Origin of the sequence: Ferrimonas sp. SCSIO 43195 (assembly GCF_023716685.1) — a bacterium.
GTDB lineage: Bacteria > Pseudomonadota > Gammaproteobacteria > Enterobacterales > Shewanellaceae > Ferrimonas > Ferrimonas kyonanensis.
In genome coordinates this window covers 3,600,230-3,624,166 of sequence record NZ_CP072679.1, presented here as the reverse complement: position 1 = coordinate 3,624,166, position 23,937 = coordinate 3,600,230, and the positions used below count along the sequence as shown (strand labels likewise).

Here is a 23,937-nt window from a genome sequence, read left to right as displayed (position 1 = left end):
CAGGGCTTGGCTGTGAAGGCTACAGTTGGTAGAACAGGTTGACCCAGGCGCTCCAGCCGAGGGGATCGTCGACGCCGTTGTCTCCGGCCCAGCCGGTGCCTAAACGCAGGTTGAGCCCATCCAGCTCCGGTAGGGCATCGTCCAGGTAGGGCCCCAGCCCCTGCAGTTGATACTCGATGCCGTATACCGGCAGGCTGTCGCCATCGTCCATCTGATAGCGCTGATAGAAGCCACGTATGGCCTGGTAGCCCAATCCGGCTTGCCACTGCTGCAGCTCCTGACCCACCAGGGCAGACAGGGGCAGGGCGGGGTTGCTGTGCTGGCCCCAGGGCAGCCAGGAAGGGGTCAGGCTGGTGTCGCTGCCACCGAGGCGGAGCAGATCATAGTGACTGGGATCCCCGAGCAGGCTGAGGCGCTGATAGCCTCCGGACAGCTGCCAGTCACCATAGCCCAGCGCCGCTGCCACTCCCGTGTCATAACGGTGCCATTGTTGCTGGTCGGTTTCACCACTGCTGGCACGGCCAGCGAGCTGATAGTGGCTATTCCAGCGACCACGCTGCCAGCGGCCGTTAACCGCCACATCGCCATAGACGCTGCGCTGATCGATGCCGTTGCGGCCCAGGGACTGATCGTCTATCTGGCTGAGGGTGACCCCGGTGCTCAGCTGCAGCGACATCAGATCGCTCCAGCGTTGTTGCCACGCCACGCCCAGGTGGGCACCGCTGCGCCGCTCATCCAGCTGAGGCGTCAGGCTGCCGTCAAGACCCTGAAAGTCCTGTTGCAGATAGTACAGATCGCCGTGGACCTGTATGGGCCAGCCTTGCCAGCGCAGGCTGGCGATCAGCCCCTGCTGGTGGCCATCGGGGTCCCAGTGTGCCATCAGTTGCCAACGCAGGCGGTTGATGGGGTCGCCGCCTTTGAGGCCAAACTCCAACCCTTGTTGCCAGGACGACAGGTTGGCGCCAAACGCCAGCGCGCGGTATTGCGGGCCAGTGCCGTAGGGGTGGGCATCCTGGCTCAGGTGTGGCTGTGGTGTCGCATCGGCAGGCTGGCTTGGGGCGGCCAGGGCGATGGTGTTACCAATCCGCTGATCCAGGGGTTGTCGGTACAGGCTCTGTCCCTGGCTGTCGGTGACCACAAAGTAGAGCCGCTGGTCATCGGCAGTGGCTGCGGTAGCCAGCAGCTTGTGGCTGGTGAGTCGCTCGAGTTGGTGCTGGTGAAGATCAAGGCGGTAGTTGGCAACGCCGTTCGCCTGGCCCAGAGTCAGCAGCAGCGTCTGGCTATCGAGCCACTGAGGGTAGCTGACGAAGTTGCCCTGATTAACCTGGCTCAGCGCCAACAGCTGTTGTTGACCGCCCTGGTCCAGTATCAGTTGCCACTGGCCGTGACGGTGCCTCAGGAAGCTGATTTGATCGCTGTCGGGGCGATAGGCGGGGAAGTCCAGCAGGTCATTGCCCTGGGCTTCTACGACCGGCGTCAGAGTGCCGCTGCTCAGGTCAATCTCGACGATGCGGTTGTGGCCATATTGACGCTGCAGCGCCAGTGCCCGGGTGCCGTCCGGATGGGGAGCTACGCGCACCAGGTTTTGGTTGTGGGTCAGGCGCCGCACTCTATTGCTGTCGGGGTGCCAGGTGAACAGATCGAAATGCCAGTTGTAGGCGGCATCCTGTTGGGCCTGGCTGAAAATCAGGGTGTGGTCGTCGAGCCACCTCGGTGCGGTCATGCGCCAGCTTCGGGTTGGCAACTGGTGCAGGGGGGTAGGGTTAAACACCCTGGGCTCGATGTCGGCAATGTCTTCGGGATCTTGCTTCAGCCGCGCCTGTTGGCGCTGTTGCCACTGTTGTCTGGCCTTTGGGTCATCGGCGGTGGGGTAGATCACCAGTCGTTGGCCGTCGCTGTGTTGCTCTTTCAACAGCAGTGCCAGCTTGCTGCCGTCGGCGGACAGGGCGGGTCGCGACAGTCCCCATTGATGCTCAAGCCACAGACTGGCCTGTGGGTCACTCATGTGGGTTTCCGCGGCCAGAGCCTGGTAGGTGGTCTCGGCCACAAAACGGCGATACAGGCGCTGGGGAGATTGGCCAAAGACCCCTTGGAAGGCCTGCTCAAAATCGCGGCCTTGCTTGGCGGCCATGCGAGTCCAGACCGCGGGCAGGCTGTCGGTCCCATACTCGGACTCTAGCCACAGCAGGTAGCTGGAGCCCATCAGGTAGGCCATGCTCATGCCCAGGTAGGCGTCGTTATCGCCGGACAGTTGCTGATAGCTCGGCAGGGCCCCTTCACGAGCCCACTGCTGCAGAATGGCGTTGACCAGGTGGTTGGCTGGCCGCCCTTTGCCGTTGTGCTGATGCTCAATAACGGTGGCGTAGCCCTCTGAGGCCCAGCGCGGCATCTGCAGGAAGTCGACGTACAGTGCTTGCCACAGTTGAGTCAGGGAGGAGCGGGAGGGACGGGACAGGTGATTCAGGTGAGCCTGTTCATGGACCAGCAGTAAAGTTCGCCAGTCGTCCATGTAGGACAGCACCGAATCGGACAGGGGCGCAGTGGTATAGAACACGGTGCGGCTGCGTCCGATCAACGGCAATGCAAAGCCGTTGGCTGCATTGAGGGGATCGCGCACCACGATGTCGACTTTTTCATCCAGATGATGGCCTATCTGGTCGCCGACGTGGCGCTGAATGGTATCGGCGTCCGCCGCCAACTGCCTGGCCCAGAGTTCGTATTCCGGAGTGAAGTGGATGCGGTAGAGATCGGTTTCCAGGGTGTGCCAGTCGTCGCTGGGACGTTCGGCCTGCGCCGGTAGCGCCAGCAAAGCCAGGACCAGCAACGACAGCATGGGTTTGAGAGACACGGGCGGTTCACTTCCTTGGTGAAGACATAAGAGTACTGTAGCCAGATTTGATTTTATTTATCAAAATCAAAACGTAACCGCACGTGTATCTAAGCCGGTTCAGTGGCGCTGCTGTTCCAGTTGGGCTTCCACTTTCTCCAGAGTCACGCTCAGCAGATCCAGTTCCAGTGCCGTCAGGGCTTTGCTGATGTAGGGCACCAGCAGTTCAATGTCGCCCAGAGCGCGCTCGCAGGCGGTAATGCCTACGTGCAGCATCTGATCGTAGCTGAACAAGGTGATATTGAGGCTCTGATCCGGCAGTAGCACCGAGTAGGGGGTGATGGAGCGAATCGGCGCGCCGAACAGGTAACGGGTCTCCCGCGGGCCCGGTACATTGGAGATCACCAGGTTGCTGATGGTGGGCAGTCGATTGTCCAGCTTCAGCTTGCCAATCAGCAGCATCAGCGCATTGGTGGCCACCGAGAGGTTCATGAATGCCGTGGGTGAAAAGGCTTTGGCCTCATGCTTGATCTGACGGCTGGAGATCATGATCTCCTTCAGTCGTTCGGTGGGTTGGTTCTGGCGTTTACCCAGCTCAATCAGGGCGGGGGAAAAGTGGTTGTCCTTGTCGTTGGCATCCACCTTCATATTGACCGGCATAATGGCCACCAGAGGCTTGTCACTGGGACGTTTGTGGTCGATCAAATATTGATGCAGCGCCGCGTCGCACACCGCCAGAACCACTTCATTGACCGAGGCGCCGGTGAATTTGCTGATCCGCTTGATGGAGCTGATGGGCAGGCTGCCTTGGGCGATGACCCGGTCGTTGATCGGACGCTGATTGAAAAAGGTTTTTTCGGCGGTGAACGGGATTGGCATGCGACTGATGGTGGGGTAGAAAGCCCGGGAAAACAGTTTGCCGGTCAGCTTGGCCAGGTTGGGCAGTTCCACAATTTGGTGATACAGGGCGCTGCCAAAGTCGTAGGCCTGTTTCAGGGTGTTGTTCTGCCGTGCTCGCCGTGGGCTGTTGAATTGCCAGAAGGCCGGGCTGATGTTGGTATCCGGCACCTTGGACAGCAACTGGTCTACCATGGCACTGAGCTTCATGCCATCGGCACAGGCGTGATGAATCTTGATGTATAGCGCCACCTGGCCGCCTTTAATCCCCTCGACAATGTGGCACTCCCACAGCGGTTTACGCCGATCCATCAACTGGCTGTGCAGCTGAGCCAACATGCGCTGCAGTGCCAGTTCGTCTCCTTGCTGCGGAGCCTGGTGCAGAAAGACGTGTTGTTCAATATTGAGGCTGGAGGTGGTTTTCCAGTAAGGCCAGCCGCCGGCACCGACTTTCAGGATTCGGTTAAAGGGCGGGTTGGCGATATGGCATTGAAGCAAGTGCTGAAACAGCTCGGTCGCGAAATTGCGGTCGTCGGGTTCGAGCATAAACAGCCCCCCCACGTGCATCGGGGTGTGGGCAGACTCGAACAGGACAAACGAGGCATCGATCAATGACAAGCGGGCCATATCAGCAAACTCCATCTACTTCGTAGGGCAAATTGTAACCGGCACCAATCCGTTTCAGGCCGGAACTTTAAATTAAGCTCATAGCGCTTGTGGGTCAATGACTTAGTTTAAGTAGTCATTGAAATGCGGTTTTAGTTAATTACGGCTGATATTTGATGTTTATCACTTTTTGTGAAGGTCGTACCTGTTGATGGTCTCAAAAAGCGACCGCTGGGCTAAAACTCAAATAAATCAGCTGATTCCACTGCTTTTAGCCAGGTTTCTGGTGCCTTTGTCGACCATAAAATGTACTTATTCTTTGTTACTACAGAGAAATGTAGTTCGGTTAACGGATAAAAGTACAAATACTTAATTTACCCTTTGTTACTATTCGAGGGTTGAAAGTCGCCACTAGCAGCGACTGCGTACGCTACGACCCTTCTTGCCCGCGTCCGGGTACCGTCTTTGGGATGTCTGAATGACTTATCTGCAAAACTTGAGTATCAAAACAAAATTAGTGGCTGCCAACCTCATCGGCATTGTGTTGATCCTGGTGGGCGCCGGCTTTGCCCTGTCCAGCCAGCTGTCCGTGGTGGGCTATTACCAGGATATGTTGCACAACGACATCCGTGCCCGTGAAGAGGTGCTGGTGGTTGAAGTGGAGTTTAAGAATCAGGTGCAGGCGTGGAAAAACGTGCTGATTCGAACCGGTTCCCAGGCAGACCAGGATAAGTACTGGGGCAAGTATCAGAAGGCGGAAGCCAAGGTGCTTGAGCATGCCCAGGAGACTCTGGCGCTGTTGCAGCAGCTTCAGAGTGCTCAGGCATCCAAAATGCAGGCGTTTCTCACCGAACTGCAGAGCCTGAACCGGCAATACCGGCAGGGGCACCAGTTCCTGAAGGACAACCAGTTTGACGCGGTGGCTACGGATCAGCAATTGCGTGGCATTGATCGGGCCCCGTCGACGCTGTTGGAACAGATTGTGAACGAGATGACGGCGCATCAGACCCGGTTAATTGACGAGAACCAACAGCATGCCGAAGAGCAGCTATTGGTGGGCATCATCGCCTTGATTGCGGCCATCATTATTGCCATCCCAATGGGAATGGCAGTGGGCAATGCGGCGGTTGTCAGGCCGACCCGGGAGCTGGGTGCGTTTCTACGGCAGCTGGCGTCGGGCAACTTTGCCGCTTCGCTGACCCTGCAGCAACGCGATGAGGTGGGGCAGTTGGCTGAGGATGCCCGTGACCTGCAGCAACAGTTGGTGGTGATCGTGCAGAACCTGGTCAAGGTGTCTAATGCCCTAGGGGCTCAGTCCGAGACTCTGAAACAGGAGATGAGCGCCAGCGGAGCGGAGATCCATGAGCAGAATACCCAGACCGACCAGATGGCCAGTGCCATGACCGAGATGGTGGCGTCGGTGACTCAGGTCAGCAACAGCGCTCAGGTGGCAGCCGACAATGTGGCAGAGACCAATGGTCGTCTGGGGCAAAGTAAAGCCGGCCTGGATGAGACCAAACGCAACATCATCGAACTGCAGGGGGCCGTGAGCCAGTCCGGTGAGGTGATGCAGCGGTTGGAACACGAAAGTCAGGAGATCGGCGCCATCCTCGATGTGATTCGTAACATCGCCGATCAGACCAACCTATTGGCTCTGAATGCGGCCATCGAAGCCGCCCGGGCCGGTGAGCAGGGACGGGGATTTGCGGTGGTAGCCGATGAAGTTCGGTCTCTGGCATCCCGGACCCAGGAGTCGACCCAGCAGATTCAGACCATGATCGAGCGTCTGCAGAAGGAGACTGAAGAGGCGGTTTCCTCTATCCGTCATGGCCAGCAGTATGCCGATGTCTGTGCCGGACAGGCGCAGGAAGTGGATGACATGCTGACCCAGGTAACCGGCGAAGTGAGTCACATCAGTCAGATGAATATGGAGATCGCGGCTGCGGCCGAGGAGCAGAGCCGGGTCAGCGAGGAGATCAGCCAGAGCGTGTTGCGGGTCAAGGAAGTCGGAGAGTCGGTGGAAGCCAACGCCAGTCAGGCGCTGGCGGTGGGGGAGCAGATCCTCAGCCATGCCGATGAGTTGCATCAACTGGTGTCTCGGTACCGGCTGTCCTGACGGCAGGTTGGACCCGTCTTAAACATAGCTAGACGGTTTTTGACTAAGCCAGTTGTCAGTGACAGCTGGCTTTTTTGTGCAAGCAATGCCACGGAGTAAGGGCTGAAAAAAGCCAGCTCACGGGGAGCTGGCAAGGTCAGGAAAGGCTGTGGGTTGATACGCAGCGGCGGTGATGGATGTCCGCCGCTTCCCTGGCCCGGATTGGCTTAGAAGTAGTAGCCAAAGTTGAGGTTGATTCGCTGATCCCAGCCGTCACCGGCTTCAGGCAGGCCGACATGGTCATCCAACTCGGTGGAGAAGGTCATGTTCTTACCCTGAATAAAGTCAGCCATGATGTAGAGCGGACCGGCAGCAATGGCCATGCCGGTGACGTTCTGGAAGCTGTCATCGAAGCTGGCATCGTCCACATCCGGGGTTAATAGGCCAAAGTCGTTGTAGACTTTGATGCTGCCAAAGCTGGTGGTGAAGCTCTTGGCAACATTGAAGGAGTAGATCTGCCCCTTGGAGGCCACTTCCCACTGCCAGCCGGCACCGGCGACACCGATTTTGTTGCCATCCATACCGGCAGGGTTTTCGGCATCAAATTCATATTGCATCGCCTGCATCTGCAGGTTCCAGCCCTGATAGCTGGCATCCAGGTGCAGAGCGATGCCGTAGCGATCACCGGTATCGGTGGTCTTGCTGTTGTAGATTTGGCCAAACTCCGCCGAGCCACCGGCCTTAACGAGCAGATCGCCCTGGGCGTAGTGGTACACCTGACGCAGGTTGATCTGGTTGATCTCTTCGTTATGGTAATCGGTGCCATTGACCGTGCCACTGAACAGATCTGGGGTGTAGGCCTTGTTGTTGCTGGAGTTGTACTCGCCGTTCTTAAAGAAGGCGATGTCGGTCTGCCAGTCACCGCTGCGGTAGACCGCCTTGGCCCCCACATCGTAGTCGTCTTCGAAGCCCAGGTAATACGGCAGGCCAAACCACCAACTGTTTGAAATAAAGCCGGGGTTGCCGAACGGCACCTTGGCCACACCAAATTGCAGTTGCCACTCCGGATCCAGGTCGTAGTAGGCGTAGCCGTATTTGATGAAGTTGGTGGAGGCGTTGAAGCGGTATTCGGCCGCCAGGCCCCAGTCGCCTTTCTGGCCATTAAACTTCAGCGCCAGGATGTCGAAGTTCAGGTCGCCGCCTTTGTCTTTGGAGGCGTCGCTGTACATCTTGAGGCCATAGTTGACCCGAACGGCGCCGCCGACACTGATGCCATCCTCGGCCTGAGCGGAGGTGGCAGACAGGGAGCCCAGAGCCAGGGAAATAATTAAGGCTGACCGGGTTAATTTAAATACAGTCATTTTATTATCCAGAATAATTCAGTTATTTGAGGTTTTCAGTACCGTATGGACCAAAGCCCCAGGCGGCTTGTCGAATCACATCCACTTTGTCAAAAGCGGCCTCTGCCGGCTGATGATTCTCAACGTCACTTTTCCAGTAATATTTAAATGAACCCCAGTTGGCATCGCCGGGGTACCAATAAAATATGGTAAGTTTTTCGTCATTTAGATTTGGAATATTATGAATGGCGTAATCATTAATGAAGAAGTACTGTCCCTTTTCGATTGTCTGCATCTGATTCTGAGCTAGCGTTTCGGTCTTGCCATCGGCAATGTAGTAACATTCGCCTTGAGGATGGAAGTGGGGCGCGTGGTCGGTTTTACCCATGGAGACAATGCCCATTACCGATGGCGAGTCGGACAGCTCTTTCCAGCAGTAGTTGGAGGGGGAGTTTTTAATGTCACCGTCTTTGCATTCAACCACGTTTTTGCCGCTGTCATCGAAGGTTAGCCAGTTACGCTTATCTTTGGCGATGGTGTCGTCGGCCTTAATGTTGGCCAGGGTGAACTTGCCTGACTGCAGTCCGGCAATGTATTTTTCGGCCAGAGGATCTTTACACTCGGCAGGAATGGTCCACTGAGGGGCATAGGTGGAGCTGGTCAGTGGGGTTGGAACCGGACTGTGATCTTTGGCCAGCGCCGATAACGGGGCGCCAATAAGCAGGGTCGAGATTGCAATTGCGAGTGTTGTTTTCATCATCTGTTTCCTTGTTTGATTAATTAGTTCGATTTAATTATTCAATGTTGCTGGCGGCTAAAATGCGGGATGGATCACGGGTGGTTTTTGTAGGAAGAAAGTTTCATGATCCAGTTCAAATGCTACGAAAAAATGAGAATTGGCAACGAAATTAAATGCCTCTTGCCAACAAATAAAAAGGCCCCTTAATGGGGCCGTAAATAAAGATGTATCGAGATTAATTTTCTTTGAAATTGTTAAACTCAAAGTTGTGACAATTGCTGCACAGCGGCTGTTTAGGTTGATGTTCACCGTGACATTCGATGCAGGGGACTTTTTTGCCGTAATGCATATTGTTGTGCGGGTTCTTCCACGGTTTTTCATGGTTGGAAGTTTGGTTTATCAACTCGTCCAGATCGTGACAGTCCTGACATAGGCTATCGGAGGGCGGCTTGCGCATTCCCTGGTCATGGCAGGTCTTGCAGCCCATCTCGTAGTTGCTCAGGTGGTAGCTTCGGCCCTGCTTGGCGCCGGCTTTGGTCAGAGTACCGGCATGGACGCCAGTGGCCAGCGATAGGGCCAGGGCGGCAGTAACAACAATGGAACGGTTCATGGATAACCTCATGCTTTCATAATGGAGCGGGCGGCGGTGATGCCCATGGCCAGACAATCGGGAATGGAGCAACCGCCGAGGCGGCTGACGCCGTGAACCCCACCAGCCACTTCGCCGCCGGCGTACAGGCCAGGGATCGGTGCGCCGGTGGCCGCGGCAATCACCTCGGCCTGGGTGTTGATCTGCACACCGCCCATGCAGTAATGCACCTTGGGCCACAGACGGATGACGCTGTAGGGCGCGGACATCTGCTTGCCCTGGGTCAGGTTCATCGGCTTGCCAAACTGGGCATCCTTACCTTGGGTGACGTAGTCGTTCCACTCCTTTACCTGGGCTTTCAAAGGTGCCAGTGGAATGTTGAAGTGGCTGGCGACGGCTTCCAAAGAGTCAAACTCCCAGCCCACTTTGGCTTCCAGTACGTTGTCCAGGCTGTGTTGATTCTGGCTGGAGTGGGCTTTGGCGGTCAGCAAAATGGCCGGCAGTGGATTGCCGTCGGCATCTCTTCGTTGCAACTCGGCGTCGGCGCGAGTCTTCCGATCTGCCAGTTCGCTCATGAAGCGTCGACCGGTCATCAGATCGATGGCGATGGAGTGGGGGAAGTTGAAAATGGCGTAGTTGGGGGCGTAGCCGAAGCCGCCTTCATCCGGTGATGCCCAGGGCCCGGATTGAATGTGGGCCAGGTGCACCGGATTGGCGCCGCCTTTCATCATGGCGATCAGGCCATCACCGGTTGCGCCCGGAGCGTTGGTGCTGACCACCTCTTCGGTGAGCGTTGGATCCTGAGCCATGCGCAGACGGATGTTCTGAGTGAAGCCGCCGGTGGCCATGACCACCCCCTTGGTGGCTTGCAGAGTGGCGGGTTTGCCAAGACCTGGACGGTCATGATAGTGGCCTTCCATCACTCGAATGCCACTGACCCGGCCTTGCTCGTTGAACACCAGGTCGTCAAATTTGACTCGGGTTTTAACGATGATGCCCTGTTTTTCACATTCGGCCAGCATGGGCCGAATAATGCCTGCTCCGGAACGCTCAACCACCTGATGGCTTCGTGGTGCCGAGTGGCCCCCTGGTTGCTGGCAGAAGTCCAGGTACACGGCACCGCATTCCTTAGTCATCTGAAATGCATATGGACCCAGCTTGGCATTGTGCTCCAGCAGGGCCCGGTCGGCGATGCCCCGGCCGGCTTTTAACTGGTCACTGACCATCAGCTCGGCAGAGTCTTCGATGCCAAGTTTGTTTTGCAGCGGGGTGTTAGCGAAACAGGCCTGGCCGGCGTTGATCACGCCGTTGCCACCGCAATATGGCATTTTCTCGATGACCAATACCGATTGAGCGCCGCGGCGCTTGGCTTCGATGGCGGCCGCCAGTCCGGTAAAGCCGGAGCCGACGCAGATGATGTCGTAGCTGGCATCCCAGCGAGTGGAGTCAGTGGCGCTGCAGCTGGCTGCCTGGCTGGTAAAAGGCAGAGTGGCGCCCAGAGACAACGCCCCCAGGGCTTTCAGCGTTGTTCGCTTGGTGGTATCGGTGGTCATTGTGGTGGTCTCCCGGTGTGTCATCCGAATTTTTCGGTCACTATGGCGATGCGGTGATGGGGTTAGTGAGATCTGACTCACACCAGGCCTGAGGTGAAAAAGAGTTTCATGACTGCCCTCGTGAACTTTTCTCTTTTGTGAGTAATGGTGGGTTTTGTGGAGCTCTGTTTTAAAACAAAATTGGGCCACGGGGATTGTTGATAGGAGTCACAACAAAATTTCTGAAGAAAAGGTAATTTTGAATTACTGAATCAGGAATGCCATTGACTATGCACTGTCCCAATACGCAACAAGCGGAAATTAAATGCCAGATTCTGTTGGATGCTGCGGAGCAACTAATTGAAGAGCAAGGAATTATTTCGTTTAAATTTTCAGATATTGCCAAGGTGGCCAACTGCTCTACCGGTTCGGTATACAAGTTTTTTGAAAGTAAGGAGGATGTGTTGTTGTGTTTGTTTCTTCGCAGCGCCACGTCCAATAATATCCCAGATATTTTAGATTCTGAACAATCACTTAGCTATCAGGAACGCTTTCTTGTCCCCATATTAACCACCTATGAAACCGTAGCTAAAAGCAGCAGTTTCATGTCACTTAGATCGGTGTCGGTAAACAGCAAAGTCTGGACTCTGGCCAGTTGCGAAAAAGTGGATCGCTTTAAACTCAGGGCCAATCGATTTTTTGATTTAATCCATGAGTTGGCATTGGATGCTCAGGCCAACGGGGCTCTGGATGAAACGCCGGAGCGGACACTGTTACTGGCGCAGATGATCTATTTTCAGCTGTATGGTCAATCGACCGCCTATGAAAGTAAGTTGATTGATAAAATGGTCGAGCACCAGCGAGAAAATGTTGAGATGGAGTGCATTTTGGCCATTGTTAACTCCTTTAACTGGAATGAAAAAGTGACGGTAAACCAGTATCGTCAATTGAGGGAGCGGGTGGCTCGTTTTATTGAAAAGGGGATAAAATCCAAGTTGTCCTGTAAGAAATGCCTCGACGCCAATCTCAAAATCCGCCGCCGGTCCTGATGCCCGAAGAGCATGCACTTAGGGTGGTGTCGATGCCCAAGTTGCTGTCGGATCCACTCAGTCGGTGTCGAAAGTTGCGGTATCGCAGGCAGTTCTGATTTGAGTCATGACTTCGTGGTGCTCGACTTTGCGGTGGTACTCTGAGTCATGCCAGGCAAATTGTTGGGCAATTTCAATGCAGTGTTCGAGCACACCCTCCATCGAGATGATGCTGGAGGGAACAAAAGAGTGACTCATGGTCATGGAAGCGCCTCTGGAGAACATCCACAGGCGCAGCATCAGCTTACTGGCATTGGCTTCAGATTCTAATAACCTGCCGGTCTTTATTTGCGATAAAGTGAACGTTTTATAAAGAGAAAACAGCTTCTTAAATTGTCTGCTCAGACTCTCAAGGTGGTGTTCCTGAATTTTGTTAATGGCAAAACCGTTCACTCCCATGAAATCAATACCATCGTTTTTATTTTGAACTCGGAAAAAATAAACCAACAACACATTGAGACACACGATGCACTCTTTTGGGCTGCTTGAGTGTTCAGTTAAGTAAATGGCTATGTTATTTAATCGTTTTAGTCGCTTTATCAGTATGCAGATGAGCAGGTCTTCTTTGGATGGAAAGACACGATAAAGGTAACCACTGGAAACGTCGAGTTCCTGGCTCAGTTTAGACATGCTGAAATAGTGCTGCCCAGTATTGGCAATCAGTCTTTCCGCCGTATTGAGCATGGTGTCTTTATCTGGTTTCATTTTGACTGCCTGACTCTCTCTGTGTCCGAGTTGCCAAATTACCCCCCCTGCAGTGCCGTTGGGAAGGGCGTTGATGGAGGCAACACCTGGCGCGCGATTGTTAAGACTCTGTCCTGCAATGCAGCGTAGACGCCAGTTCTCTGCGGGGGGGAACACCACCATGGCTTGCATTGCAGTCAGGGCTCCACGCCTATTATGGCGCGTTGCTGACGCCGGGGTACAGGAGTGGCGACGGTATTTTTTCTGGTAGTGTGACATTGATTGGCGAGGTTTCCTTTTTCTCCTCTGGCCTGGCAAGAAGTGGGTTTTCTGGTGTGATCGTGGTTGGGTTTTTCGGGGTGTGGTGGTAATTGTTGTTCTCATGGTTGCTGGGTTGACGTGAACTGGGTCAGGATTGGTGGTCTCGGTAGGCAAATTATTCCATTTTTAGTTTATCTGGAGGGGAATTCAAAATCTTGGTTTAGTGCATAAATTACCATTTTCATTATCTCGATTTATCCCTGAGGTTGTTATGAGAGAGATTAATGGCGTCCTTAATATGAGTCCAGGTCAGCAACATGACTCGGTACCACTGCCGGGATTATGCCGTAAGCTGAATATAAAAATTAAAGACAAAACAATAAAAATCATTGAAATGACAGCACATGGATACAGCACTAAAGAGATTGCTGAGGCGTTGTTTTTAACACGCCGAGGAGTCGAGTATCACCTGGATATTGCAAAAACTAAGTTTGGCGCCACCAATAAGTCCAACCTGGTTTTTCTTGCCACGCAAAATGGATGCATAAAAAACGCAAGTGAGAGTAATGATGAGATCAAATAAACTGCTGTTGGCGCTGGTTCCGTTCGCCTGCTTAACCCTGCCCGGCTGTGGGGATTCCGATGATGATCCGGTGGTTCAGCCACCGATTGATGAGCCGGGAGAGAGTCAGCCTGCGGACAATGTGTTTGGACGCATTGATCCTGAGGTGACTTTGCCCAGAACCGTCACTCTGTCCATCGCCAGCGACATTATTCGCCAGAACCCCAAATGGGGTCATCCCATCTATGATTGTGAATTCAATCCGCAGAAGAAGCGCTTCTGCAATGACGGCACCCCACCGGCGGCGGGATTTTCCGATCGTGACATCTCGCTGATGTACACCACCACCTACATGTTTGAGTACGACTACATTCTCAAAGATGTGGAGATCGACCTTACTTCCGAGGAGTGGACCAGCATTCGTCCTGAATGGTTCCAGGACGGACAAGGCTCGGTACTGGATCTGTTGCTGTTCGCCGCTAAGAAATACGACCTGGATGTGGAGTACTTCTACGACGAGGAGTTGGATACCTATTGGATCGAGTCCATCAATGGCGTCACTGGCTTTAGTGGTGAACAGGTGGACAAACTGACCAATCACCCCACCACCCCTCTGACCGCTCCTTACGGGCCTTGTACCGAGCCCGGTGGCTGGAAGTTCCAGTACGCAGTGGCGCCTTGGCCTCAAAACGGCGTCAACGTCTTTCATACCGAAGAAGACTACAAGCAGATAGATAGAAAACCGATTAATAATAATGGCAAAGCCTTCTTTATTCCTGCTTGTAAGGAGGAAATAGAGCTACGCAAGGAGATTTACCGTAAGGAGCAGCAACGCCTTAAACAGAATGGTGGCAAGGTCATTATTCCTGAGGTGATCATCGAGTGGGACTGGGACAAGGACGCCATTTTCTACGACGTAGAGGTGACGCCTCACAACATGCGTACCGACGTGCTCAAACCTGGTGTCTATACCGTGATGGATGTGATGCTGTCTCTGGCGGAAAGCCGCCCCGAGGTGGATGTACACTTTAACTGGTGGCCGGATCTGAGTACCGGCGTAACCAGTAACTCCTATGTAATGAACTGGATGAAGATTGATGGCGTCGATGACGAAGGTCATGTGTTCAGTGTCGAGCATGCGGCGTCCGGCACCTCTGGCTTTGTATTCCACAACGGCGAGCTTGAACGTGCTAACGACTCTGGTATGACCGGGGTGCTGTATAAGGACATCATGTGTAACGTTGAATTTACTGGCAGTGAATACTGGACCATGCCGACCACAGAATGTACCGGCGGCAGCTGGCGTGAAACCGAGTTGGGTCAACCTGGCTGGAAGCCCCCTTACCTCGGTGACAAGGTGCCAGTGGCCCCCTTTGGCAGAGATGAGAATGGCAAAAAGCGCTCCTATTTCCACTATGTGTTTGGTGGCAACGACGTTCACGCCCTGAGTGACATGGTGGTTATCGTCAGCCCTGAGTACGTGAGCTTTTCCCGGGCTAGCTTCAACGCCACCGACGAGTTTTTGGATCAACTGATCACCAAGGGCGAAGACATCAAGGGCAATGAATTGGCCAGCCCGCTGCCACCGGAACTGGATTTCCAGCCGTTTGACATCAGTAAGGCCAAGGCGCCATTAACCGAAAGCCACTTCGGTTGGAAGCAACCCAACTGCGCCACCTGTCACGACAGTGACACCAATAAGGGCCATGTGGTGGATGATAAAGCGCCATTTGAGTGTGCTGAGTGTCATGGCAGTAATGGGGCGCCCAAGGGCCATGGAGAGGTCACCACTTGCGGTTTCTGTCATGCCAAGACCATCACTCGCCATGGAGACGTCTACAGCGGTGACCAGGTACCTGAACAGGGCTGGAACGAAGCCATTGCAGAACATAAGTCGTTTGGCTACAACAAGAAACCGGCAGAGTACTTCGGTCTGCACAGCAGCTTTCCGGAGCCGGCCAGTTGCCAGACCTGCCACCCCAATGAATAAGAGTTAAGCGACAGCAATCGCATCAAGGCCACCTGTAAAGGTGGCCTTTTCTATTTTGCGGACTCGTAATGAAGCTACAGAAAGGCAATGTCGGTTCACACTTCCTCCTCCTTTCGCTACACTACTGTTCATTCATACAGTTACTGTGTCGCCATGAAACTCTACATTGCCGAAAAACCCAGCCTGGGGCGCGCCATTGCGGCGGTGCTGCCCAAACCGCACAAAAACCATGAAGGCTACATCGAGCTGGGTAATGGCGATTGCGTCAGTTGGTGCGTTGGCCACTTGCTTGAGCAAGCTGAGCCCGGTGATTACCAGGCGCACTGGCAATCCTGGCAGGAGCAGCATCTGCCGATTGTGCCGGAGGAGTGGCAGCTGAAAACCCGCAAGGGGTGCCAAAAACAGTTGACGGTGTTGCGTAAGTTGATGAAGCAGGCGCAGCAGCTCATTCATGCCGGTGACCCGGACCGAGAAGGGCAGTTGCTGGTGGATGAGGTGATTCATCACTGCAAGGTCAGTCGCACCAAGCAGCAGCAGGTTCAGCGCCTGCTGGTCAGCGATTTAACGCCGGCGGCGGTGACCCGGGCGCTGGGGCAGTTGCGCCCAAACCGTGAGTTTGTGCCCCTGTCGGTATCGGCACTGGCGAGGTCGCGAGCCGATTGGCTGTACGGCATCAACATGACCCGGGCCTATACCCTGCAGGGGCGAAAGGTCCACTATCAGGGCGTGTTGTCGGTGGGGCGGGTGCAAACGCCGCTGCTGGGGCTGGTCGTTCGCCGGGATAAGGCGATTGCCGATTTCGTATTGCGCCCTTTTTACGACGTGCTGGCAAAGCTGGTGACCGAGGAGCAACAGCCGTTTACCGCCAAATGGCAACCCAGTGAGGCCTGTCAGCCCTATCAGGATGAAGAGGGGCGGGTGCTGTCGAAGCGGTTGGCGGAGAATGTGGCCGAACGCATTACCGATCAGCCGGCGGTGGTGACCAAGGCGGAGAAGAAGCGCAAATCTCAGTCGGCTCCCTTGCCCTATAACCTGTCGGCACTGCAGATCGATGCCGCTAAGCGGTTTGGCTTCAGCGCCCAAAAGGTGCTGGATCTGTGTCAGAGCCTGTATGAACGCCATCAACTCATTACCTACCCCAGGTCCGACAGTCGCTACCTGCCTAAACAGCAACACCGGGATGCCCCCAAGGTGTGTCAGGCGGTGGCCCATCACTGTGACGAACTGGCGGAGGCGGTGACCGGCGCCGATTTGAACCGCAAAAGCCGGGCCTGGAACGATGCTAAGGTCGACGCCCACCATGCCATTATTCCCACCGGCAAGCAGGGCAGTGCCCGCATCAGTGCCGACGAAGCGAAGATCTACCAGCAGATTGCTCGCCAGTACCTGCTGCAGTTTTACCCGGATTACCGCTTCGATGAGACCAAGGTAACGGTGACCATCGGCACCGGGGTGTTTACGGCCGCCGCTAAGGTGCCGGTAGAGGCCGGCTGGAAGGCGCTGTTTCCGGCCAAAGAAGGCAAGGCGGAGACCGAAGAGGAACACCAGGCTGCATCGTTGCCGGTGCTGCAGCAGGGCCAGTCGCTGCACTGCCGGCAGGGGGAGGTGGTGGAGAAGCATACTCAAGCCCCCAAGCACTTCACCGATGCTACCCTGCTGGCGGCCATGACCAACATCGCCCGCCATGTGGCCGACCCGAACATCAAGGCCATCTTGAAGGAGACCGACGGTTTGGGTACCGAAGCCACCCGGGCAGGCATTATTGAGCTGTTGTTCCGGCGCGGGTTTCTGATCCGTCAAGGTAAGCAGATTCAGGCCTCCGATGCCGGTCGCGCCCTGATCGACAGTTTACCTGAACTGGCAACCACACCGGACATGACCGCGCAATGGGAAGCGGCTCTGGAAGCGATACGGGAGCGTCAGCAAAGCTATCAGGGCTTTATGAACCCGTTGCAGCAACAGCTGCAGCGCCTGGTCGAGCAGGCGCGCCAGCATGTGCCGGAGTCGTTAAGGGGCGTGCAGGCGCCTAAACCCCGACGCAAGCGGAAATCTCCCGCGGGCCGGGGTGGGCGAAGCAAGGCCTCGGGCCGTTCGCCAGCCAGCAAAAGAAAGGCCTAGTCCGGTGCCGGCTTTGTGAGCTGAGCACTCCTAATCGCATTGGAAAAGGGTCAGAATGCTGCTAGAGAACGTCGGTATCGTCGTCCGGGCGCTACCGAAAGCTCCGTCCTGTCACAATCAACAAGCAGTGGTCCAATCATGGTGCAACTCCAACAGTTTCAGCAGCAAGCCCTCTCCCTTATTCGTCAATCCAATCTGACTCAGAGCCAGAAGCAATTGGCCCTGTCTCAGCTGGCGGAGTCGATGCTGCCGGAACCGGCGTTTTCGACCGAGATTCAGCAAGGACTGGAGCAGGGGGTGTTTCACGACATGTTTGAAAGCAGCGCCCCTTATAAGCCTCGCTACGTCCTGCCAGATTACGCCATGGCGATGCGCCAGGGCTGCGAGTTTCTCGAGCTGGAGCCGCCGCAAGATCTGGACGAAGCGATCAATTTTCTCACTATCCTGTATCAGCATGTCCCTTCCGTAACCAGCTACCCAGTGTTCCTGGGGCAGTTGGACCAGTTGTTGGAACCTTTCGTGGATTCAGCGCTGACCGATGTCCAGCTGGAGAAGAAGCTGAGGCTGTTCTGGCAAATGATCGACCGCACCCTGCCAGACTCCTTTGTGCATGCCAATATCGGCCCCGAAGACAGCCGGGTTGGCAGGGCGATCCTCAAGGTGGACGCCAGCCTCAAGCAGTCGGTGCCCAACCTGACCTTTCGCTACGACCCTCAGTGTACGCCCCCGCAGTTACTGCAGCAGGTGGTGGACAACATCATCGCCTGCAATAAACCTCACATCGCCAATCATCCGCTTATCGGTGCCGACTTTGACGGCGACTACGGCGTGGTGAGCTGCTATAACTCCCTGCCCATCGGCGGTGGCTCTCATACCCTGATGCGGTTGAATCTGCGTGCCTCCTTTGCGCGTTGTGACGGCAGTGTCGAGGATTATCTTGGCCGGGTGGTGCCTGAGTGTGCCGAGCAGATGGCCGAGGCCATGGCCCACAGAATCCGCTTCCTGGTGGAGGAGTCTAGCTTCTTCCAGTCTCATTTCCTGTGTCGGGAGGGGCTGGTGCGACTGGATCGCTTTACCGCCATGTTTGGTATCTATGGCCTGGCGGAGTTGGTGAACCAATTGATGGATCATCAGGGTAAGCCGGGGCGCTATGGGCTGGATGCCGAGGCCACCGAGATTGGGCAGCGCATCGTGGCCGCCTATCAATTGCAGGTGGACGCCATCGACATGATCCATTGCGCCGGTGGCAAGCTGGTGTTCCACTCTCAGTCCGGGATCTCCTGCGACGCCGATGAAACCGCCGGCACCCGGATTCCGGTCGGCAGTGAACCCGATACCCTTAATCACATCAAGGTGTGCGCCCCCATGCATCGTTACTTCGATGGCGGCATCAGTGACATCTTCGCCATTGATCCCACCATACGCCACAATCCGACCGCATTGACCCGGCTGGTCCAAGGGGGGCTGGGGCTGGGGCTGAGAATGTTTACCGCCAACCTCAGCGATAACGATTTGGTTCGGGTCACCGGTTTTATGGTGAAGAAATCCGACATCGACAAGTTCCGTCAGCAGGCGGAGCGGCACCACTCCACCTGCCTGGGGGCGGAGGCCGTGGATGTGGTGGGAATTCTCGAGCGTCAGGCGGGGGTGATCAGCCACGAGCAGCACCCGGCGGCACTGTGGAAATAACCGCATTGGCACCGCTGGCACCGGCCCCAAAGCCAAAGCCGGCGACGGCGCTGCTGAGCAAGGTGCTGGATTTCAGTTGTGTCGATGGCCCCGGCAGTCGCATGGTGTTGTTCTTCCAGGGTTGTAACATGGATTGTGGCAGCTGCCACAATCCCCAGACCATCGGCCTGTGCAATCACTGTGGCGACTGTGTGTCACACTGCCCCCAGGATGCGCTGACTCTGGTGCGCGGCTCGGGGCAAAGGAAGGCGCTGCGCTGCGACCCTGCGCTGTGCCAACAGTGCGACGATTGTCTGCCGCATTGCCCCAGAGGCGGCAATCCGGCGGCGCTGCGATTCACTCATTCGCAAATGCTGGCCCGCATCAGCGCCAATGCGCTTCTGCTCGATGGGGTAACCTTTTCCGGTGGCGAGGCCACGTTGCAGCGACGCTGGATTCAGGGGTTGTGTGACGCCATGGCGTTAACACCCTCCTGTCGATCCTTGACCCGGTTGCTGGACTCCAATGGCTTGCTGGCCGCCGAACACTGGCCGGCGCTGCTGCAGCGGGTGGACGGGGTCATGCTGGACATCAAGGCGCTGGATAATGGCCTGCACCGCCGCTTAACCGGACGCAGTAACCACCAGGTATTGGCGTCCGCTCGCTTGCTGGCCGAGGCCAATAAACTCGAGGAGTTGCGCTGGCTGGTGATCGCCGGCTGCAATGATACTGACGCCGAAGTTGCCGCACTGATTCGGCTGCATCGGCAGCTACAGAGTCCGGTTCCGATCCGCCTCAACGGCTTTCAGCATCATGGAGTGCGCCCGGAGTTTGCTGAAACCCACCCTCCGACCCCGGCTTCTCGGCTGGATCAGCTGGACGCTCAACTGACTCAGGCCGGGATTGAGGTCAGAAGAACTGGGATCCAGTGACCGGCTCCGGTATCCTGACCGGCTTTAACGACGTTGATTGGATGAGTGTGTATGGTTACGGCTGAATCTGCCGATTCCGTGGTGGTCCTGGATTTCGAGACCACCGGGTTGTCACCGGGCCAGGGAGATCGTGCCATCGAGATTGGCGCGGTTAAGCTGCATCAGGGCCAGGTGGTGGATCGATTTCAGCAATTGATGAACCCGGGCTTTCGGGTCAGTGGCTTCATCGAGAGTTACACCGGCATCAGTAATGCCATGCTCTCCGCTGCTCCAGGTTGCGCTGAAGTGATGGATCGGTTTGCCGATTTTATTGCCGGAGCCAATCTGGTGGCCCACAACGCCTCGTTTGACCAGCGTTTTCTCGATGCCGAACTGGCCGCCATTGGGCGGAACTATCAAGGTGGGTTTGCCTGCTCGATGTTGATTGCCCGGCGCTGGTACCCGCAGGCGCCAAACCATAAGCTGGGGTCGCTGGTGGCCTACCGGCAGATCGAAAACGATGGCGTGTTTCACCGAGCCTTGGCCGATTCCGAAATGACCGCCCGCTTGTGGATGATGATGGTCAACGAGATGCAACAGCGGCACCGCCTGGCAGGACTTCAATTCTCTCAGTTGCAGAAGCTGGCTAAAACCCCGAAGGCCAAAATCGACCACTACCTGGCTTCGTTGGCGCGTTAAGGCGCTGGTTGCGGTGCGCTGCGGCGCAGCAGCCAGCCAAGGGCCAGCGTCAGTAACAGCGCTAACAGATCCAGCAGCCAACCTCGCGCCAGAGTGGTGCTCCAGATGGGAATGCCCAATGAGATCGGGGGGGAGTAAGCCAGTCCCAGCCCGGCCCCCAGCGGGCGGATGATCTGGCTGGCAAACAGCAGCAGCGCCATGATCATCGCCCAGCGTTGCTGTCGCCAGAGGCCGATGGCGGCCAGCAGCGGCAGTCCTCCATACAGGGTGGCATAGACCAGAGCCGGTGCCAGGCTGGCCGTACCGGCCACTGTTATCGCCAGGCCGATACCGGCATAAAGGCCGGTGCACAGGGCCAAAAAACGGGGCAGAAGCAAGGGTGAACTCCTTAAGCTAACCAGCCTGTTACCCTAGCATGTTGCGCGTGTGGATCGGAATGCGGCTGTCGAAGTCGAGAGCCGTCAGCGACTGCGGACCGTCGAGGTCGGCCGTTTGCGAGCGAGCGGATGGACTAACCTCGGCGGGGTGACCCGAGGGCACATTTTATAGACAAAACCATAGCGCAGGCGGTGATAGTCGCTTAAAAAACCATGGAAGCATTGGTGCATCTGCTCCAGTTCCTGGCGCCGGAAATCGGCCAGGGGACGCTGCTGTTCATCGAGGTGGCGAGTCTGGCGCTTGGCCTGCAGTCGGCTGTGATACTGCTCGGACCTTGCCATGGTGACCGCGTAGTCAGCCAGCTGCCGCTGAAATTCAGCCATCTGGCCAGGCAACACCTGATCCACCAATCCCAGTTGCCGGGCCTGCGCGCTGCCCACCGGCAAGCAGGCCTGGGTCAACTGCTGTGCCACCGCTTCGCCAACCCGCTTGGGCAGGGTGTAGGTCCAGTATTCTGAGCCATACAGCCCCATCGACTGGTAGTGAGGGTTGAGCACCACGCCATCCCGGGCCACCACGGTGTCGCAGGCCAGCGCCATCATTACCCCACCGGCACCGGCGTTGTTGCCGACCGCAGCCACCGTCAGCTTGTCGTCCGTGAGCAGAATGGCTTCGACGACATCGTTGATGGCGTTGATGTTCTGCCATGACTCGGCCGCCGGGTCGGCGGCGGCTTCAATGTGATTGAGGTGAATGCCGTTGCTCCAGAAGTCATCCCCTCCCATCAGCACCAACACTCGAATGTCCCGCTGACAGGCCTGTTGATAGGCTTTAAGCAGGCGCTGGCATTGCTCGGTGCCCATGGCGCCGTTGTGAAAATTGAACCACAGATAGCCGACTTCATCCTGCTGAAGGTAGCTGATCTCGCTGAAACGATTCGGATCGTAGTCCGGCAGCAGCGGCAGTTCGGCTTCGGGTACATCGGGCAGGCGCGATTGCAGCACCCAGGTGGCGGGCAGCTTGATGAACAGGGTGTCGTCGGTCTTTTGCAGTTTAAGGTGAGAGATCCAGATGGCACCGTCCTTGGTGGCCACGCAGATGGCACCGTGACGGGTGGCGAGGATCGATTTCGGCTTTGGCCCGGTAAGTTGCGTCTCCCGGTGGGCGCCATACAGGTGCACCGCCAGGCCGCAGAACTCATCCAGCACACCGGGTACGCTGTCGGCGGCGTGGATTTTGCGAAGGACGGTGTCGGTGTCGTCTTTGAGCCAGTCGATGCGGCGCTGTGCTTGTTTAATCAGCGGTTTCAGCTCGCCTTTGACGCTGGGATCGGCGTAGTTCAAAGGGCGAGGAGCAAACCCTCCCTGGCGCAGATGCTGCATTAATTCGGTGACCAACAGGGCGGCGGCGGTGCTGACCTCCTGACGGTAGAGACTGGCCTTGGGGGCCGAGCGCATGGGAAACGGCTGGCTGCCCCAGATGTCACCGGCGTCCATCTCCTGGTCCGCCTGCAAGGCGGTAACGCCCCAACTCGGCTGTTGCTCGAGAATCGACCAGTCCAGGGACGATGGGCCCCGGTCGCCGGTGATGCCGGGATGAATAATGATGCACAGGTAGTTTTGCCAGATGTCATCGGCAATCCGATGTTTCAGGAATGGGCACAGGATCAGTTCGGGCTGGAACTGATTCAGGGTCTTTCTAAGCTCCCGTTCGTGGGTCGCAAACACCACGCTGACGCAGTGCCCTTCCTGGCTAAGCTGCTGATGAATTCGTTGTGAGAGGCCATTAAAGGCGGTGACCAACAGTAAAATTCGCATGCTGTCTCATTGGTTGTTACAGGTGGTGCTAAAGCACGATGGGTGCCCTGGGCTGAAATCGGCACTGGCGTTGCAGTCGTTGCCGCAGTCTGGTCGACATAGTGACCCATTCCTGTGCGCTTGGGTATGGACAAAAGCCCACAGGGATCACAAATGTGGCATTTTTGATGATCCTTTTGTTGTGGTTGTGATGGGAAATTGTGAACTGTCTCCTGCTTCAGCTTCGAGCCTGTCGATACCCGGCGAGCTGTGTCGGTGTCAATGTTCGGTTACAACTGTCTGCTTAACAGCCCCATTCGGTCTCGTTTAAGCTCAATGTCTCGATGGTGAGCAGGTGGAATGGGTGAACCTTTGCCTGCCCGGCAGGTTCTAATGGCACAGGTGACAAAAACAAGGGGAATAGAATGGATTTCAAAGGCCTACTCAATCAGGTGATGGCGTCTGGCGGCGATCTGGCTCAACAGGCGAAAACCAGCATGGGGCAGAGCAGTTCCAGTGGTGGTAGCGGCATGTCGGACATGACCAAGGGGGCCATCGGTGGAGCCGTGGGAGGCAGCCTGTTGACCATGTTAGTGGGGTCGAAAAAGGGCCGCAAGATGGGAAAAAAGGCCGCCAAACTGGGCGGGGCGGCGGCGCTGGGGGCGTTGGCCTTTAAGGTTTTCAACGACTGGCAATCCAATCAGCAGCCACAGTCCCAGTCTGCCTCGACTCCTGAAGCGGTGCCGTCTCAGCCCACGGCGGCATTACCGCCACAAACGGAGCAGCATTCGATGGTGGTGCTTAAGGCGATGATCGCTGCGGCCAAGTCCGATGGTCATGTGGATGACGATGAAAAGAGTCGCATTTTCCAGGCGGTACAGGCCATAGGAGCCAGTGCTGACGTCAGCGCCTTTGTGCAGCAAGAGCTGGATAAGCCGCTGGATCCGGTCGAGATTGCCGCTGCTGTTGGCTCTCCCCAGGAGGCGTCGGAAGTGTACCTGGCCTCGGTGTTGATGGTGGATGAGCAGAACTTCATGGAGCAGGCCTATCTGAAGGAACTGGCGAAACAGCTGCAGTTGCCACCGGAGTTGGTGGCTCAATTGGAGGCCCAGGTAGCGTAACTCCACAGCGGTACTCATCCATAAAAAAGCCCGGCA

18 protein-coding genes are annotated in these 23,937 nt (G+C 56.3%); 9 read left to right on the top strand and 9 right to left on the bottom strand.

What is annotated here, in order from left to right; all coding sequences use genetic code 11:
- Positions 1 to 19: 19 nt before the first annotated feature.
- Both J8Z22_RS16735 and J8Z22_RS16730 read right to left on the bottom strand, forming a co-directional pair.
- Positions 20 to 2,848, bottom strand: coding sequence for a hypothetical protein (locus J8Z22_RS16735; protein ID WP_252007149.1), 2,829 nt, complete (start codon positions 2,846 to 2,848; stop codon positions 20 to 22).
- Between the two features lie 99 nt (positions 2,849 to 2,947).
- The gene (locus J8Z22_RS16730; RefSeq protein WP_252007148.1) at positions 2,948 to 4,351 is read right to left on the bottom strand and encodes a wax ester/triacylglycerol synthase family O-acyltransferase; all 1,404 of its coding nucleotides are present in this window, start codon (positions 4,349 to 4,351) and stop codon (positions 2,948 to 2,950) included.
- Positions 4,352 to 4,808: 457 nt separating this feature from the next.
- On the opposite strand from J8Z22_RS16730, the gene J8Z22_RS16725 reads away from it, so the two are divergent.
- Positions 4,809 to 6,446, top strand: coding sequence for a methyl-accepting chemotaxis protein (locus J8Z22_RS16725; RefSeq protein WP_252007147.1), 1,638 nt, complete (start codon positions 4,809 to 4,811; stop codon positions 6,444 to 6,446).
- A gap of 206 nt (positions 6,447 to 6,652) precedes the next feature.
- Here J8Z22_RS16725 and J8Z22_RS16720 read toward each other — a convergent pair whose 3' ends face one another.
- From J8Z22_RS16720 to J8Z22_RS16705, 4 genes are all read right to left on the bottom strand, one after another.
- Entirely contained in the window at positions 6,653 to 7,786 is a 1,134-nt protein-coding gene (locus J8Z22_RS16720) for a hypothetical protein (RefSeq protein ID WP_035416338.1), read from the bottom strand.
- Positions 7,787 to 7,808: 22 nt separating this feature from the next.
- On the bottom strand, positions 7,809 to 8,525 hold the full coding sequence (locus tag J8Z22_RS16715; RefSeq protein ID WP_028114634.1) for a cupin domain-containing protein: 717 nt from the start codon (positions 8,523 to 8,525) through the stop codon (positions 7,809 to 7,811).
- A gap of 214 nt (positions 8,526 to 8,739) precedes the next feature.
- On the bottom strand, positions 8,740 to 9,114 hold the full coding sequence (locus J8Z22_RS16710; RefSeq protein WP_252007146.1) for a cytochrome c3 family protein: 375 nt from the start codon (positions 9,112 to 9,114) through the stop codon (positions 8,740 to 8,742).
- Positions 9,115 to 9,122: 8 nt separating this feature from the next.
- Positions 9,123 to 10,646, bottom strand: coding sequence for a flavocytochrome c (locus J8Z22_RS16705; protein WP_252007145.1), 1,524 nt, complete (start codon positions 10,644 to 10,646; stop codon positions 9,123 to 9,125).
- Between the two features lie 257 nt (positions 10,647 to 10,903).
- On the opposite strand from J8Z22_RS16705, the gene J8Z22_RS16700 reads away from it, so the two are divergent.
- A complete protein-coding gene (locus J8Z22_RS16700) occupies positions 10,904 to 11,674 on the top strand; it encodes a TetR/AcrR family transcriptional regulator (RefSeq protein WP_252007144.1) in 771 nt (256 codons plus the stop codon).
- Positions 11,675 to 11,731: 57 nt separating this feature from the next.
- Here J8Z22_RS16700 and J8Z22_RS16695 read toward each other — a convergent pair whose 3' ends face one another.
- A complete protein-coding gene (locus J8Z22_RS16695) occupies positions 11,732 to 12,589 on the bottom strand; it encodes a TetR/AcrR family transcriptional regulator (RefSeq protein ID WP_252007143.1) in 858 nt (285 codons plus the stop codon).
- Positions 12,590 to 12,929: 340 nt separating this feature from the next.
- Between J8Z22_RS16695 and J8Z22_RS16690 the strand changes: the two genes are divergently transcribed.
- From J8Z22_RS16690 to J8Z22_RS16665, 6 genes are all read left to right on the top strand, one after another.
- Positions 12,930 to 13,241, top strand: a complete 312-nt coding sequence (locus J8Z22_RS16690; RefSeq protein WP_252007142.1) for a LuxR C-terminal-related transcriptional regulator — start codon at positions 12,930 to 12,932, stop codon at positions 13,239 to 13,241.
- Positions 13,225 to 15,210, top strand: coding sequence for a hypothetical protein (locus J8Z22_RS16685; protein WP_252007141.1), 1,986 nt, complete (start codon positions 13,225 to 13,227; stop codon positions 15,208 to 15,210). Before J8Z22_RS16690 ends, J8Z22_RS16685 begins: the two co-directional genes overlap by 17 nt.
- A 153-nt stretch (positions 15,211 to 15,363) precedes the next feature.
- Positions 15,364 to 17,328, top strand: coding sequence for a DNA topoisomerase III (locus J8Z22_RS16680; RefSeq protein ID WP_252007140.1), 1,965 nt, complete (start codon positions 15,364 to 15,366; stop codon positions 17,326 to 17,328).
- A gap of 138 nt (positions 17,329 to 17,466) precedes the next feature.
- Positions 17,467 to 19,017 carry a YjjI family glycine radical enzyme gene (locus J8Z22_RS16675; RefSeq protein WP_252007139.1) on the top strand — a complete coding sequence of 517 codons (1,551 nt, stop codon included), beginning with the start codon at positions 17,467 to 17,469 and terminating at the stop codon, positions 19,015 to 19,017.
- Positions 19,008 to 19,928, top strand: a complete 921-nt coding sequence (locus J8Z22_RS16670) for a YjjW family glycine radical enzyme activase (RefSeq protein ID WP_252007138.1) — start codon at positions 19,008 to 19,010, stop codon at positions 19,926 to 19,928. Before J8Z22_RS16675 ends, J8Z22_RS16670 begins: the two co-directional genes overlap by 10 nt.
- A gap of 51 nt (positions 19,929 to 19,979) precedes the next feature.
- The gene (locus J8Z22_RS16665; protein ID WP_252007137.1) at positions 19,980 to 20,606 is read left to right on the top strand and encodes a PolC-type DNA polymerase III; all 627 of its coding nucleotides are present in this window, start codon (positions 19,980 to 19,982) and stop codon (positions 20,604 to 20,606) included.
- On the opposite strand, the gene J8Z22_RS16660 is transcribed toward J8Z22_RS16665, so the two are convergent.
- Together J8Z22_RS16660 and J8Z22_RS16655 are read right to left on the bottom strand one after the other, a co-directional pair.
- Positions 20,603 to 20,983 carry a DUF2127 domain-containing protein gene (locus J8Z22_RS16660; RefSeq protein WP_028114627.1) on the bottom strand — a complete coding sequence of 127 codons (381 nt, stop codon included), beginning with the start codon at positions 20,981 to 20,983 and terminating at the stop codon, positions 20,603 to 20,605. The genes J8Z22_RS16665 and J8Z22_RS16660 overlap by 4 nt on opposite strands.
- A gap of 84 nt (positions 20,984 to 21,067) precedes the next feature.
- Positions 21,068 to 22,801: a hydrogenase maturation protein gene (locus tag J8Z22_RS16655; protein WP_252007136.1), complete on the bottom strand. Its 1,734-nt coding sequence runs from the start codon at positions 22,799 to 22,801 to the stop codon at positions 21,068 to 21,070.
- A 404-nt stretch (positions 22,802 to 23,205) separates the two neighbouring features.
- Here J8Z22_RS16655 and J8Z22_RS16650 point away from each other — a divergent pair, with 404 nt between their 5' ends.
- Positions 23,206 to 23,901, top strand: a complete 696-nt coding sequence (locus J8Z22_RS16650) for a tellurite resistance TerB family protein (RefSeq protein ID WP_028114625.1) — start codon at positions 23,206 to 23,208, stop codon at positions 23,899 to 23,901.
- Positions 23,902 to 23,937 lie beyond the last annotated feature (36 nt).

Bases quoted from the DNA above. Each gene is read 5' to 3' on its own strand.
- J8Z22_RS16705 (WP_252007145.1), bottom strand. From the start codon at position 10,646: ATGACCACCGATACCACCAAGCGAACAACGCTGAAAGCCCTGGGGGCG.
- J8Z22_RS16710 (WP_252007146.1), bottom strand. From the start codon at position 9,114: ATGAACCGTTCCATTGTTGTTACTGCCGCCCTGGCCCTATCGCTGGCC.
- J8Z22_RS16650 (WP_028114625.1), top strand. From the start codon at position 23,206: ATGGATTTCAAAGGCCTACTCAATCAGGTGATGGCGTCTGGCGGCGAT.
- J8Z22_RS16700 (WP_252007144.1), top strand. From the start codon at position 10,904: ATGCCATTGACTATGCACTGTCCCAATACGCAACAAGCGGAAATTAAA.
- J8Z22_RS16675 (WP_252007139.1), top strand. From the start codon at position 17,467: ATGGTGCAACTCCAACAGTTTCAGCAGCAAGCCCTCTCCCTTATTCGT.
- J8Z22_RS16720 (WP_035416338.1), bottom strand. From the start codon at position 7,786: ATGACTGTATTTAAATTAACCCGGTCAGCCTTAATTATTTCCCTGGCT.
- J8Z22_RS16690 (WP_252007142.1), top strand. From the start codon at position 12,930: ATGAGAGAGATTAATGGCGTCCTTAATATGAGTCCAGGTCAGCAACAT.
- J8Z22_RS16655 (WP_252007136.1), bottom strand. From the start codon at position 22,801: ATGCGAATTTTACTGTTGGTCACCGCCTTTAATGGCCTCTCACAACGA.
- J8Z22_RS16665 (WP_252007137.1), top strand. From the start codon at position 19,980: ATGGTTACGGCTGAATCTGCCGATTCCGTGGTGGTCCTGGATTTCGAG.
- J8Z22_RS16680 (WP_252007140.1), top strand. From the start codon at position 15,364: ATGAAACTCTACATTGCCGAAAAACCCAGCCTGGGGCGCGCCATTGCG.
- J8Z22_RS16715 (WP_028114634.1), bottom strand. From the start codon at position 8,525: ATGATGAAAACAACACTCGCAATTGCAATCTCGACCCTGCTTATTGGC.
- J8Z22_RS16725 (WP_252007147.1), top strand. From the start codon at position 4,809: ATGACTTATCTGCAAAACTTGAGTATCAAAACAAAATTAGTGGCTGCC.
- J8Z22_RS16695 (WP_252007143.1), bottom strand. From the start codon at position 12,589: ATGCAAGCCATGGTGGTGTTCCCCCCCGCAGAGAACTGGCGTCTACGC.
- J8Z22_RS16685 (WP_252007141.1), top strand. From the start codon at position 13,225: ATGATGAGATCAAATAAACTGCTGTTGGCGCTGGTTCCGTTCGCCTGC.
- J8Z22_RS16730 (WP_252007148.1), bottom strand. From the start codon at position 4,351: ATGGCCCGCTTGTCATTGATCGATGCCTCGTTTGTCCTGTTCGAGTCT.